At 69.4% G+C, this 13303-nt stretch carries 10 protein-coding genes; 3 read left to right on the forward strand and 7 right to left on the reverse strand.

What is annotated here, in order from left to right; translation table 11 throughout:
* Positions 1 to 221: 221 nt before the first annotated feature.
* The 4 genes from ACX80H_RS05085 to ACX80H_RS05100 all read right to left on the reverse strand — a co-directional run bounded on the left by ACX80H_RS05085 (position 222) and on the right by ACX80H_RS05100 (position 6852).
* Positions 222 to 2792 carry a rhamnogalacturonan lyase gene (locus tag ACX80H_RS05085; RefSeq protein WP_459311515.1) on the reverse strand — a complete coding sequence of 857 codons (2571 nt, stop codon included), beginning with the start codon at positions 2790 to 2792 and terminating at the stop codon, positions 222 to 224.
* 136 nt (positions 2793 to 2928) lie between these two features.
* Positions 2929 to 4092 carry a mannitol-1-phosphate 5-dehydrogenase gene (locus ACX80H_RS05090; RefSeq protein WP_459311516.1) on the reverse strand — a complete coding sequence of 388 codons (1164 nt, stop codon included), beginning with the start codon at positions 4090 to 4092 and terminating at the stop codon, positions 2929 to 2931.
* On the reverse strand, positions 4092 to 6062 hold the full coding sequence (locus tag ACX80H_RS05095) for a PTS mannitol transporter subunit IICBA (RefSeq protein WP_459311517.1): 1971 nt from the start codon (positions 6060 to 6062) through the stop codon (positions 4092 to 4094). Before ACX80H_RS05095 ends, ACX80H_RS05090 begins: the two co-directional genes overlap by 1 nt.
* Before the next feature lie 61 nt (positions 6063 to 6123).
* Complete coding sequence (locus ACX80H_RS05100; RefSeq protein WP_459311519.1) at positions 6124 to 6852, reverse strand: TetR/AcrR family transcriptional regulator; 729 nt, start codon at positions 6850 to 6852, stop codon at positions 6124 to 6126.
* A 116-nt stretch (positions 6853 to 6968) separates the two neighbouring features.
* On the opposite strand from ACX80H_RS05100, the gene ptsP reads away from it, so the two are divergent.
* Positions 6969 to 8651 (forward strand): phosphoenolpyruvate--protein phosphotransferase, encoded by a 1683-nt coding sequence (gene ptsP / locus ACX80H_RS05105; protein ID WP_459311521.1) that lies wholly within the window; start codon positions 6969 to 6971, stop codon positions 8649 to 8651.
* 118 nt (positions 8652 to 8769) lie between these two features.
* On the opposite strand, the gene ACX80H_RS05110 is transcribed toward ptsP, so the two are convergent.
* Positions 8770 to 9669 carry a DUF6807 family protein gene (locus ACX80H_RS05110; RefSeq protein ID WP_459311523.1) on the reverse strand — a complete coding sequence of 300 codons (900 nt, stop codon included), beginning with the start codon at positions 9667 to 9669 and terminating at the stop codon, positions 8770 to 8772.
* An 8-nt stretch (positions 9670 to 9677) separates the two neighbouring features.
* Positions 9678 to 10823, reverse strand: coding sequence for a Gfo/Idh/MocA family protein (locus tag ACX80H_RS05115; protein ID WP_459311525.1), 1146 nt, complete (start codon positions 10821 to 10823; stop codon positions 9678 to 9680).
* A 170-nt stretch (positions 10824 to 10993) separates the two neighbouring features.
* Between ACX80H_RS05115 and ACX80H_RS05120 the strand changes: the two genes are divergently transcribed.
* The gene (locus ACX80H_RS05120) at positions 10994 to 12040 is read left to right on the forward strand and encodes a LacI family DNA-binding transcriptional regulator (protein WP_459311527.1); all 1047 of its coding nucleotides are present in this window, start codon (positions 10994 to 10996) and stop codon (positions 12038 to 12040) included.
* Between the two features lie 8 nt (positions 12041 to 12048).
* On the opposite strand, the gene ACX80H_RS05125 is transcribed toward ACX80H_RS05120, so the two are convergent.
* Positions 12049 to 12273, reverse strand: coding sequence for a hypothetical protein (locus ACX80H_RS05125; protein ID WP_459311529.1), 225 nt, complete (start codon positions 12271 to 12273; stop codon positions 12049 to 12051).
* A gap of 441 nt (positions 12274 to 12714) precedes the next feature.
* Between ACX80H_RS05125 and ACX80H_RS05130 the strand changes: the two genes are divergently transcribed.
* Complete coding sequence (locus ACX80H_RS05130; RefSeq protein WP_459311531.1) at positions 12715 to 13260, forward strand: GAF domain-containing protein; 546 nt, start codon at positions 12715 to 12717, stop codon at positions 13258 to 13260.
* Positions 13261 to 13303 lie beyond the last annotated feature (43 nt).

Here is a 13303-nt window from a genome sequence, read left to right on the forward strand (position 1 = left end):
CGCTCCAATCTACCGGCCACGGGCGGGCCGAGCCCAGCGGCACGTCCTGGGCAGGCGGAGGCCTGCGGCACTCCGGACCGGCGCCGGAACTCCTCGATCGCGGGCGCCTTCCGCTCCCGGCCGACGCCGGCGATGCAGCGCGTACAAGCGCTGGAAACGGGTCCGGCAGGACCGCATGGTCGTACCGCACGCGATCCTGCCGGAGTCTCTGGCCGACGCCGCTACTGGAGCGTCGAGAGGATCACCGAACCCTGGTATCCGAGTTCGGTGCGGGCCTCCTCGGAGACCGTGCCGGGCCTGGTCCGCTGCAGCTGGTCGAGGAATGTCCCGAGGGCCCTGGCCGCGTTGCCCGCCTGGTCCCGTTCGACGGCGCGCTGTGCCTGATCCAGGGACGCTCGCAGCTGCTGCGCCGCAGATCCGGAGACGTCACCCGTCGAGATGAGCTGCTCGAACTGCCGCTGCAGGGCCGGAAGTGCGCCGGGCAGGAAGGCGTCGGGCACCGGCACGGCTGTGAGATCCGTGTCCGAGGCGAGGTAGAAGCTCGTGTATGCCGGCTGGTTGTAGGCCGTGTTCTGGCGGGCGATCTCGGCACGGTACTGGGGATCGTGCATCAGGGTGTACAGCTTCCGGTCCGTGACCTCGGTGCTCGTGAAGATCCGGATGGCGGAGCTGTCCGTGGTCCGCACCAGCAGCTCCTCGCGCCAGTCGCCGGTCACGTCGGCCACGAGCGAGGGGTTGCCCTTGGTGCCGTTGTTCGTGCGTGTACCGGTCGCCGTCAGCAGGCGTCCGCGTCTGGCGTCGTCGATGGTGGGAGTCTGGTCGCCGGCGCCGTTGACGAGTTGCGTGGTGCCGTCGGCAGCCCAGCGAATGCTCATGTTGGTTCCCGGGCCATTGCCGGGCAGGAGTTGGCCGGACGCCGAGCGCAGGCCCACGGCCCAGTTCTCGATGCCTCGCACCGAGGGATCGATGTCGCCGATCATGCCGCGCCCGGTGTCCTTGCCGGTGTAGCCGCCGAACAGGACCTCACCGTCGGACGCGTTCCGCATCGCCCAGCCGTAGGGTGCGCCCGTCGCTCCCTCATGGACGGAGAAGATCTCCTGGCCGGGGCGGTCCGGATCGATGTCCGTCACATGCATGGCGTCTCCGTGCCCCAGCTTCGCCTCCGTGCCGGGAGCGGCGCCGGCGGCGGGAAGCGTGTCGAAGGAGCTGTAGAGCAGAGAGCCGTCGTCATCGATGGTGGCGCTGCCGTAGACGATCTCCTGCCGTCCGTCGCCGTCGACGTCGGCTGCGCTCAGGGAGTGGAAGCCCTGGCCGGCCAGGGTGCCGAACTCCTCGCTGCTGCCCGTTCCGCTGTGCGGACCGTCGTTGAAGGGATTGGACATGGGCACGTGGCCGGAGTCCACCTGCCAGTCCTGCGTCAACCGCTCGCCGTCCCAGCTGTAGGCGACGATGTCAGCGCGCGTGTAGTAGCCGCGGGCGAAGACGGCGGAGGGATGCTCGCCGTCGAGGTAGGCGACGCCGGCGAGGAAGCGGTCCACCCGGTTGCCCGGCTCGATGCGCGCCATGGCGTAGTCGCCCCACAGCAGGCCGTCGTCCCCGCGGCCGGGCTCGTAGGGAACGGTCTCGAGCTCGGCACCGGTGGCACCCTCGAACACGCTCAGGTACTCGGGGCCGTCGACGATGAATCCCTCGAAGGCGCGGAGGGTGTTCCTCGCACTCCGGGACGGTGCATAGACGTCCATGAAATAGTCCGCCATCGCGCGGGCGTCGGCGTCGGACAGCGGGTAGTCGTACCGCTGCGCGATACCGAAGGCATCCTCCAGCGTCGCCGGCCAGTTCCCGGCGACGACCTCGGGGTGGTCCTGCCAGCCCTTGAACATCGTGACGACGTGGTCGTAGTAGCCCGCGGCACTCAGCCGGTAGTCGTCCCCCTGGGTGACTCCTGCGGCCAGGTCCGCCTCCGGCAGCGTCACGTAGCTCTCGGAGGTGACCTCGCCCGTGGGCCCGTAGGTGGTGGTCTTCGTGCCGGGGGCGGTCTTGAGCATCATCTCAGATCGGCCGTCGCCGTCGAAGTCCGACACCATGAACTGCGTGTAGTGGGCTCCGGAGCGGATATTGACGCCGAGGTCGACCCGGCTCAGCAGCCTCCCGTCGGCCGTGTAGGTGTCAATGTAGGTGTTGCCCGTGTATCCCACCTGGGATACGTCCTTCGCATTGGAGGGGTACCACTTGACGAAGTACTCGTACGAGCCGTCCCCGTCCACGTCCCCGACACTCATGTCGTTCGCCGAGTAGGTGTACGCCTCACCGGTCGGCGTCACGCCGTCGGCCGGCTTCGACAGTGCGAGGTCGGTGTAGGCCTGCGTCCAGGGGGTGACCTCGGCACTTGCCTCGACCTCCACGCCGTCAACGACGGCGCCGATGCTGTATCGCGCGCTCGCGGCGGCACCTGCATCGGTCACGGCCGTGTCGAGGTAGTTGGTGCTGTCCGTGACCGTGGCGATGGCCTCGCCGTTCCGGTACACCGTGAAGTCCGTCCCCGTGAGGCCGTCCGCCGTCGCGCCCGTCGCCTCCGTCGCCTTGAGCCGCCAGGAGAGGAAGACACCCTCAGGGGTGGCGGCGCCGACGAGTCCCCGGTCCAGGTACTCGAGCTGCACTCCCCCGATCGGAGCCGCGTTGCCGGGGCCGGGCCCCTGTGCCAGAGCGGGGACCGAGAGCCCACTGGGGGTGAGGAGAGTCCCTGTGGCGAGCGCCAGGCACGCCAAGACCGGTGTTTTCTTTGCCGAACTCATCATTGAATCCCTTGTTTGGAAAACGCTTTCCTCGTCACGCTACGATCAGGCTGCTGATTTCGTCAAGGGAGGGCGAAGAAAAAGGGAGCAGCCGCAGCTGCTCCCTTTCCCTGTGCTCGTGCTCGTGCTTGTGCGATCAGCCGCGCTCCGCGTGGTGGCCGGGCGCATGCTGTGCGATCAGGTCGCGGACCGGACCGTACAGCGGGTGTTCCGCGGGCAGGCCCGTGATCGACGTCGTCGCCTCGCCGGGCTCCTGGGTGGCCAGGATCTCGGCGAGGGCGGCGACCTCGGGATCGTCGGGAGCCGAGAAGGACAGCGCGGCCCGCATCGCCTCGAGCAGTGCCGCGGGGTGCACGCCGGTCTCGGCCAGCTCGGCGGCAGGCCCGACGAAACGCTCCTTGCGGCTCAGCTTCCGTAGCGGCGCCCTGCCGACGCGCACCACCGTGTCCGGAAGGTGCTGGTTCATGAAGCGCCGCAGGATCTTCTGCACATAGGCTTCCTGCTCCGCTTCGTCGAACCCGTGCTTGGCGACGAGCAACTGCTTCGTCTCGTCGAGCACGGCCCGCACCTTCGCGGCGATGGCGTCGTCCGCCATGGCGTCCGCGATCTTCTCGACCCCGGCCGCATAGCCGAAATAGGCTGCCGATGCATGGCCGGTGTTCACCGTGAACAGCTTCCGTTCGATGTACGGCTCGAGGTCGTCGACGTAAGTCGCCCCGGGAATCTCGGGCGCGTTCCCGTTGAAGGGGGTGCGGTCGATGACCCACTCGAAGAAGGTCTCCACGGTGACGTCGAGGCCCTGGCCCGCCGCCTGGTTGGGGACGATGCGGTCCACGGCGGTGTTGGCGAAGATGGCCCTGGAGGCGAGGTCCAGAGCGGCGCCGTCGTACGTCTGCTCGACTTCGCGGCGCAGGATGTCCGTCGCGTTGATGGCGTTCTCGCATGCCATCACCTGCAGTGGCGGCAGGTCCTCGCTCCGGCGGGCGATCGCTTGGGCGATCACCGGCGCGAGGAACTTCAGGACGTTCGGGCCCACCGCCGTGGTGACTATGTCGGCCGTCGCGATCTCACCGACGACGTCGTCCTCCTGGGACCGCGAGTTCAGGGCACGGTAGTTGTCGACCGTCTTGACCGCCGGGTCCTCGCCGACCTCGTGGACGTCGTAGCTCGGCGTCGAGGCGAGCTGGTCGATCAGGGCGTCCGCGACGTCGGCGAAGACCACCTCGTACCCGGCTTCGTGGAGCAGGAGACCCACGAAGCCGCGCCCGATGTTGCCGGCACCGAAATGTACTGCCTTCACTAGGCATTGACCTTTCCGAAGAGGGCGAGGACCTCGTCCACCGTCGTGGCCTCGTCGAGCTTGGCCACCTGCTCCTTGTCCGAGAAGACGCGGGCGATCGCGGACAGGATGGACAGGTGCTCGTTGTTGACGCCTGCGACGCCGACCACGAACTTCACCTGCTTGCCGTTCCAGTCGATGCCCTCTGGGTAGCGGACGATCGACACGGCGGAGCGGCGGATCAGGTCCTTGGCCGCGTTGGTGCCGTGCGGGATCGCGAGGAAGTTGCCCATGTAGGTGGGGACGGACTTCTCGCGCTCGTGCATCGCCGCGACGTAGCTGGAATCCACGGCACCCCGGTCGACCAGCAGGCGGCCGGCCTCGTTGATGGCGTCCTCCTGCGTCGTCGCCCGGCCGCGCAGGACCACGCTCTCCTCGGCGAGGACGTCATGGGAGGCGGTTCCGGCATCGGCGTCGGCTGCTACGCCGGCGGGCATCGGGGCCTTCGGGTCGACCCCGCCTTCGGCGGCAGCACTGGCACGCACCAGCTCGACGATCTCGTCGTAGCGGGGGCTGTTCATGAAGTTGTCGACGGAGACGTGCGTCGCGCTCCGCGTCAGGGGCTCGGCGCGGGCGGCGAGGTCCTGGTGCGTCACGACGACGTCGTAGTCGTCCTTCAGGCTGGCGATGGCCAGGTTCGAGACCTTGACGTCGGGGAAGCCGGCCGCCTTGATCTTGTTGCGCAGCACCGATGCGCCCATCGCCGAGGAGCCCATGCCGGCGTCGCAGGCGAACACGATGTTGCGGATGGGCCCGTCCGTGCCTGCCGAGGAGCGGAAGTTGCCGGCGACGGAGCTCTTCTTGCCCTTGAGGCCTTCCATCTTCGTGGCGGCGGCAGCAATGTCGCCGTCGTCCTGGTTCTTGCCGGTCTTGAGGATGACCGAGGCGACGAGGAAGGACACCGCCGTGGCGAGCAGGACGGCGAGGGCTACGCCGACGTAGCTTTCACGGGACGTCTGGGCGAGGACGGCGATGATGGATCCGGGGGCGGCAGGCGCCACCAGGCCGGAGTTCGTGATGCTCAGGGTCGCGATACCCGTCATGCCGCCGGCGATCGCTGCCACGATCAGCAGCGGGCGCATCAGCACGTACGGGAAGTAGATCTCGTGGATACCGCCCACGAAGTGGATGATGGCAGCACCGGACGCGGAGGCCTTTGCTGCGCCGCGACCGAAGAACATGTAGGCGAGCAGGATGCCGAGACCCGGACCCGGGTTGGCTTCGAGCAGGAACAGGATGGACTTGCCCTGCTCCAGCGACTGCTGGACGCCCAGTGGGGTGAGCACGCCGTGGTTGATGGCGTTGTTGAGGAACAGTACCTTCGCAGGCTCGATGAAGATGCTGGTGAGCGGCAGCAGACCGTTGTCGACCAGGAACTGGACGACGTTGCCCGCGCCGGTGCTGAAGGCCTGGACCAGCGGCGAGATGCCGTAGAACCCGAGGAGCGCCAGGAGGGCACCCCAGATGCCCGCGGAGAAGTTGTTGACGAGCATCTCGAAGCCGGGACGGATCTTGCCGTCCCACAGGGCGTCGATCTTCTTCATGGTCCAGCCACCCAGCGGGCCCATGATCATGGCTCCGATGAACATCGGGATGCCGGCGCCGACGATCACGCCCATGGTGGCGATCGAACCCACGACGCCGCCGCGCACGTCGTAGACCATCCGGCCGCCGGTGTAGGCGATCAGGAGGGGCAGCAGGTAGGTGATCATCGGTCCTACGAGCCCGACGTTCGCCACGCCGTCGGTCTCGCCGTATCCGCCCAGTTGCGGAACGGGCAGCCAGCCCTTCTCGATGAAGAGGGCCGTGACGATACCCCAGGCGATGAACGCACCGATGTTGGGCATGATCATCCCGGACAGGAACGTCCCGAATTTCTGCACGCGGACCCGGGCGCTGGTGCCGGACCTCGCTTCTAGTTGTGTTGCCACTTTTTTCCTTACCGTTGTCCCCGCAGCTCTGCGGGGAGGGATGGATTGTGAGGGAGAAGCGTCAGCTTGCCGACCGGCTGGAGATGCGCTGGAGCCATTCGAGGAAGAGCTTCAGTTCCGAACTGGAGAGCTGATCGGGGTGCGAGGCCTGCAGCGCGGCGTTGAGCGCTATGGCCGCCACGACCACCGAGGGCGTTCCCTCCGTGTCCGTGGTGGGATCGGCCTCGGAATCCGTGGCCACGGCCGAGATCACCGCCTCCCGGGTCATGGCGGACAACTCGAAGTTGCGCTTCGCCGCCGGTTCCGCGATCAGCATGAGCGTGACGCCGATGTTGGCGGCGAGCATGCTGCGCGCGGCTTCGTGCGGCGACACCACGAGACGGGCTGCGGCGGCCGCCCGCCCCAGCACCTCCTCGAGGAATGCCTCCGCGCTGGCCACCATCGATGGCCGGCGCTCGGGCTGGATGTTGCCGAACATCACCAGGTAGAGGTGCGGGTGGTCGAGGCCGAACTGCACATGGTTGTCCCAGTGCATCCGGAGGTCCTCGATGGGTTGTCCCGACGTCGGAAGGCCTCTCTCGGCGTCGAGGTACTCGGAGAAACCCTCGGCGACGACGGCGTCGAACAGGCCCTCCTTGTCACCGAAGTGGTGGTACAGGGTCGGAGCGGTGACCCGGGCGGCCTGGGTGATCTGGCGGGTCGATACGGGCTCCCCGTTGGACTCGGCGAGCAGTGCCGCGGCGGCCCTGAGGAGCCGAACCTTAGGCGCTGGTTCGCCTACTTTTTTCATGCCTGCTACCGTAGCACCTATAGCAGTGTTATATGAACTGGGTCACAGAAGTTTTTGCTTCAGGCGGCACAATGGTGCTAGACCGAGACCACACGGCAAGGAAACGAGGACGTTCAATGGAGAATTTCGCAGGGGTCGGAGTGAGCCCCGGACGCGTGATCGGCCCTATCCGCCATATGCCGAGATCGGTCAGCGAACCTCCCCCGGGTGAACGCCACGCCTTCGATACTCCTGAGGAGGCCGTCGCCGCCCTGAAGGCCGCCTCGAAGGCCGTCCAGGAGGAGCTCAAGCGCAGGGCGGGAATCGCCAAGGGTGACGCGCAGGCCGTCCTGCAGGCGACATCACTGATGGCGGCGGACCCCATGCTGCTGAAGTCCGCGACCAAGCTCATCAACAACGGCACCTCCCCCGCCCGCGCGGTCTGGGAGGCGGGCGCGTCCGTCGCCGAGATGCTCCACAACCTGGGCGGCTACATGGCGGAGCGCACCGCCGACGTCCTCGATGTGCGGTCCCGGATCGTCGCCGAACTCCGGGGGCTGCCCGCGCCGGGCATCCCGTCGTCGGACACGCCCTTCATCCTCGTCGCCGAGGACCTCGCCCCTGCCGACACGGCCACCCTGGACCCCACGCAGGTCCTCGCGCTCGTCACCTCTGGCGGCGGTCCGCAGTCGCACACGGCCATCATCGCCCGCTCACTCGGACTCCCCGCCGTCGTGGCCGCGTCCGGCGTCGACGACATCGCCGACGGCACGGTCGTCTTCGTGGATGGAACGGCCGGCACCCTCTCACTGGACCCCGGGGCGGAGGAGGAAGCTGCAGCCGAGGCCTACCGGACCGCCGCCGCGGCCCTCACGGTCTTCGACGGCGTCGGCGTGACCGCCGACGGGCACGAGGTTCCCCTGCTGGCCAACGTGGGTGGAGCGAAGGACGCCGTGAAGGCTGCCGAGGCGAAGGCGCAGGGTGTGGGCCTGCTCCGTACCGAGTTCTGCTTCCTCGAGCGGGACACGGAGCCGACGGCGGAGGAGCAGATCGAGGCGTACAAGGGCGTCTTCGACGCCTTCCCCGGCAAGAAGGTCGTGGTCCGCACGCTGGATGCCGGCGCCGACAAGCCACTCCCCTTCCTCACGGATTCCACGGAACCGAACCCGGCACTGGGTGTCCGCGGCTACCGCACCGACCTCACGTCCCCCGGGGTCCTCGAGCGCCAGCTCAGCGCCATCGCCGAGGCCGCCTCCCAGGCCACCGCGGACGTGTGGGTCATGGCGCCCATGATCTCCACGGCCGAGGAGGCCGCGGACTTCGCCAAGCTCTGCAGCAACGCGGGCCTGCAGACGCCCGGCGTCATGGTCGAGGTCCCGTCGGCCGCCCTGATGGCCGAGGCCATCCTCGGCGCGGTGTCCTTCGCGAGCCTCGGCACGAACGACCTCACGCAGTACACGATGGCCGCGGACCGTCAGCTCGGCTCCCTCGCCGCCCTCAACAACTCCTGGCAGCCCGCGGTCCTCCGTATGGTCAAGCTGACCGTGGAGGGCAGCGCCGCCGAAGGGCATGCGAAGCCCGTGGGTGTGTGCGGCGAGGCTGCAGCGGATCCCGCCCTCGCCGTCGTCCTCGTGGGACTCGGCGTCTCGACACTGTCCATGACCCCGCGGGCCCTCGCAGGCGTCGGCGCGGTCCTCAACAGCGTGAGTCTCGCCGAGGCGCAGCGGATCGCCGGCATCGCGGTAGCCGCACCGACGGCGGCGGAGGCTCGCTCGCGCGCCCGCGCCGAGCTGCCCGTCCTGGAACCGCTCGGGCTGTAGCGGACCGGAGCCGGGCCGGCGCGCTCCTGGCCGCCGGCCACGGGCCGTACCCTGCCCGGCAGCCCGTCGCGACGAGGGCGCGGCGTCCGAGCACGGGGCCGCCGGAACAGGCCCCGGCCTAGGGCCGGTCCACCCCTGCGGCTCCTCCGGCCGTCCGTGCCTGCCGGGCCGCCCTGGCGAACCCGGCGTCCGGCACCGGTCCGTCCGCTGTGAGGAGCGACCAGCCCCAGTCGAGGACGGCGCCGGCCCCCAGGTGCACCTCGTGGTGGAAGAACGGCGCCGCGCACAGCATGGGGGTGCCCGTGCTGCGGACGAACCACGGGGTGGGGCTTCCCGGGTTCTCGGCCGCCGGGACCATGAGCACCGATGCCGTCCGGGACCGGAGCCCCAGCCAGGGCCGCCTGCCCCCCATGGCCTCTGTCTCGGGAAGGGAACCGGTGCCGTCGGCCGATCCCGCGATGACCGCCGCTCCGTCGAACGACGCCGGGAGGCGCAGGAAGAACCCGCCGTAGCCCGCGTCCGGGCGGCCCGCCGTCGTCGGGCTGCCGAACGCGAGCGGACCCCCGCTGGTGTTGGCCCACCTGCTCCGCACGGAGGTGAGGATCCACTCGGAACCGGCGACGGTCAGGCTCTCCGCGTGCCAGCTCCGCTCCTCCGCCAGGAAGCTGCTCCCGTCCGCTGCGCACCAGTCGATGTGCTGGACCACCCCGTCCCGCTCGCGCGCCGTCCTGCGCACCCGCTGCGAGCCGTTGTTCGGCAGCTGCACGTAGCCCTGCCCGTCCCTGTAGGTGGGGCCGCCCCACAGGTTGACCGGGTGGGCCTGCCCGGCGACGGCGATGTTCGAGACGGCGATGCCGAGGCCCCAGTGCCAGGGGTGGTCCGCGGGCCGGTAGTCGCTGACGGGGAGCCCGCCGGGTGTCGGCACCGGATGCAGGAAGGGCCGGGGCGAATGCTGGGCCGGTTCTCCCGCGCCGTCGTGCAGGAGGCCGGCATCGCGCCCTTCCGCCGCCAGGGTCACCGGGTCGGTCATGACGGGCGGGCGGACAGGACCCCGGGCCGGCCCTCGATCACCTGCCCGGACAGGGTTCCGCGCAGCGCGGGGTCCGCCAGGTCCTCCCGCGTGACCCACCGGCCCTCCCGCGCGGAGGCATACATGCCGGTGACGATCTCCAGGGCGCGGGCCGGATGCGCCACGATGTCCGGCATGCCGTGCCCGGCGGTGAGCGACGCGTAGATTCCGGCGAAGAGGGCGTCGTGCCCGCTCGGCACCTCCTGCGCGGGCAGCGCCCAGGATGCCGCCGTCTCGTCGTCGACGTGGGGCGCCGGGGTGATGGTCCAGTGTGCGTGGCCGTGGCCGTACAGGTGCTCGAGCTCGATCGTCGCGTTCTCCGTGTCGATGCGGAGGAGGCTGGACTGCCGCGGCGCGAGGACCGTGGACACCACCGATGCGACGGCACCGGAGGCGAAGACGAGGGACGCGTGCGAGAGGTCCTCGGTTTCGACGTCGCGGTCGAGGCGCCACATCGTCGCGTGCACCGCGGACCACTCCCCCAGCAGGTACGCGAGCAGGTCCACCTGGTGGCTGCCATGGCTCAGCGTGGTACCCCCACCCTCCGTGGCCCAGGTCCCCCTCCACGGGACGGCGAAGTACTCGGCCGTCCGGTACCACTGCGTCTGGCAGAGCGCGGAGAGCGGGCGCCCGAGGACGCCCGAGTCCAGTAGCCCCTTCACATGGGCGGCCGCGGTTCCCGAGCGCTGCTGGAATACGACGGCGAGGCCCCGGTCCGCTGCGCGGCCGGCGTCGGCCATGGCATCGAGCTGGGCGAGGCTGAGTGCGGCGGGTTTCTCGACGACGACATGGGCACCTGCCGCGAAGGCGGCTGCCGCCTGCTCGGCATGGCCTCCCGGAGGCGTGCAGACGTGGAGGACGTCGATGCTCTCCCTCCTGAGGAGTTCCTCCAGCGACGGGTAGCGGGACGGCAGTCCGTATGCCTCGGCGAAGGCCGCGAGGTGGCTTTCGGACGGATCAGCGGCGGCGACCAGTTCCACGCCCGGCAGGAGGTGCAGGGCTTCGGCATGGAGGTGCGCCACTGCGCCGGTGCCCAGGATCGCGGCCCGCAGGGGCATCCGGACGGCAACGGCGGGTTCGGTGGCCGGACTCGACTGGGGCACGGATCCTCCAACAGGAACAGGATTGCGGTTCCGGAAACACTAACAGAGAAAGCGCTTACCGTGCGGGGTGCGGCAGCCCCGGTGCCATTCTGCGCCGTGCGAGAATGGCCCTTTCCGGAATTTCCCCGGGTGTCGCCAGAGCGGCCGATACCCACACCGTCAGGAGAGCAATGTCGGCACCGGCAAGCAAGAGTCCCGCGACGCTGCACGACGTCGCCAGGGAGGCCGGAGTCTCCCTGGCGACGGCGTCGCGCTCCCTGAACGGCAGTGCACGCAAGGTGAACGAGGACTACCGGCAGCGCGTCATCGAGGCGGCCCAGCGGCTCGGATACACGACCAATCTGTTCGCGCAGGCCGTGGCCAAGGGCAGCACCACCACCGTGGCCCTGCTCGTGGCCGACATCGCCGACCCCTACTTCTCCAGCATCGCGGCCGGTGTCATCGATGCGGCGAGCGAGGAACGGCTCGTGGTGACCATCGCCGTCACGGGCCGCGACGCGCAGCGCGAACTGGACACCGTGCGGGCACTGCGCGGACAGCGTCCCCGCGTGATGATCCTCGCCGGCTCCAGGACCACGGGGTCGGCGTTCGAGGTCCAGCTGCGGAGCGAGCTGTCCTCCTTCGAGGACACCGGCGGGAAGGTCGCCTTCATCAGCCAGGACGCAGCCCCCTTCGCGACGGTGCTCCTCGACAACCGGGGCGGGGCCCGGAACCTCGCGGTCGCGCTGGCGGAGCTAGGGTACCGGGACTTCGCCGTCATCGCCGGACCGGCCGAAATCCGGACCGCCCAGGAACGTCTCGACGGTTTCTCGGCGGGACTGGCCGAGCACGGCATCTCCCTGCCGGCCGAGCGCATCGTCCACTCGGACTTCACCCGCGACGGCGGCTATCGCGGCACCCAGGAACTCCTGGCGTCAGGAGCACGGGTGGACCTGGTGTTCGCGGTCAACGACGTCATGGCCGTCGGCGTCGTGTCGGCACTGCGCGACGCCGGGATCGCGCCGGGAGAGGGAATCGGCGTCGCAGGCTTCGACGACATCCCGACGGTGCGGGACATCACGCCCGCCCTCACCACCGTCCGCATCCCCCTCGAGGACGTGGGCCGGCGCGCTCTTCAGCTCGCTACCGGATCGGCGTACAGCGCTTCGGATGCCGGCGACGGTCCGGGGCCCATCCCGACCGAGACGATCATCCGGGGCAGCACACCCCGGCGGTAGGCCCGGGGTCAGAGGGGCCGGATCGGGTCGGGGTCGACGTCCGGGGCCGCCAGCTTCACGACGTCGTCGAGGGGCAACTCGGCGACCTCGGCGACGGCCCTGATGTCCTCGCCGTGGCTGATGGCCTCCGCGACGGCCTCCTTCAACACCAGCTCAGCGCGGTCGAGCTCGAACTCGACATCCTCCTTGTCCGCTGCGGCAACGCGGATCTTCTGCAAATCGTTCTTCGTCATGGCGCTGCGGGTACCTTCCACATCGTGGATCAACGGCGGGACGGCGCCACCCCTCCGGACCTTACTGTCCGCGGACGCGGCGACGGTGACATCGTCGCGCCAATCCTATCCAGAGACCCGGCTGCAGGGTATGAAATCCTGGTCCGGACGCCTCACCACGCCAGGAACCGCCTGATCCCGCCCCTGCGGGAAGGCCACCGCAACATTCATTCCCGCACCAGCATCCGGTGCGCTTCCACACGGCGAGGATGGGACCAGCGGATCGTCGGCAACGCACGATCGTGGTCTAGCAGAAGGCCCGCAGCGCCGGGATCAAGCCTGGCCCAAACTTCGAGGCTACTGATGGATCCATACCCTCCCCCCCCCCCCCCCAACGAGTTGGGTGCGACGCTCGGTCGCATCCGCGGACTGGTACTGACGCAGGAGACGGCGCAGCATGCCGTGGACCTCCTTGCCCAGGTCGCGCAGGAGACGACACCGAACGCGTCGGGCGCCGGCGTCTCGCTCATCCATGAAGCACAGCGGACGAGTGTCGGGGCGACCGACGCCCTCGTGCGCACAGCCGATGACCTCCAGTACGGCCTGGGCGAGGGCCCGTGCCTGACGGCATGGTCCACCCGGTCGCCCGTGACCATCGAGGACACGTCCACCGACCAGCGGTTCCCGGGGTCGAAGGGGCGCTCTGTGATCAGCTTCCCTCTCGTGGAGGAACAGCGGGCGCTCATCAACGCGGCCGTCGTCGAATCCGGCTTCACGATCGGCGAGGTGTGGCTGCACTACTTCTCCCTGAGCGGCGAGGTCGACGAATACGAGGTCGAGGCCTACCTGGCGGGCCTCATGCCCCTGCCCTCCCTCGAGTGCGACCTGCTCGCCCTCGCGGTGAACGAGCTCATCGATGGACTTCCGCCGAGGCGGCGCGCTCCCTTCAGCGACGAACTCGTCCGCGCCCATGCGGGATCAGGAGACGCGGAGCAGTCCCGGCCCTGACCCGCGACTGCAGGGACATCCCCAGCTCCGTCCCATCGTGTCG

Source organism: Arthrobacter pasteuri (assembly GCF_054510955.1).

Coding starts and splice junctions, on each gene's coding strand:
- ACX80H_RS05120 (WP_459311527.1), top strand. CDS start 10,994: ATGTCGGCACCGGCAAGCAAGAGTCCCGCGACGCTGCACGACGTCGCC.
- ACX80H_RS05100 (WP_459311519.1), bottom strand. CDS start 6,852: ATGAAAAAAGTAGGCGAACCAGCGCCTAAGGTTCGGCTCCTCAGGGCC.
- ptsP (WP_459311521.1), top strand. CDS start 6,969: ATGGAGAATTTCGCAGGGGTCGGAGTGAGCCCCGGACGCGTGATCGGC.
- ACX80H_RS05085 (WP_459311515.1), bottom strand. CDS start 2,792: ATGAGTTCGGCAAAGAAAACACCGGTCTTGGCGTGCCTGGCGCTCGCC.
- ACX80H_RS05125 (WP_459311529.1), bottom strand. CDS start 12,273: ATGACGAAGAACGATTTGCAGAAGATCCGCGTTGCCGCAGCGGACAAG.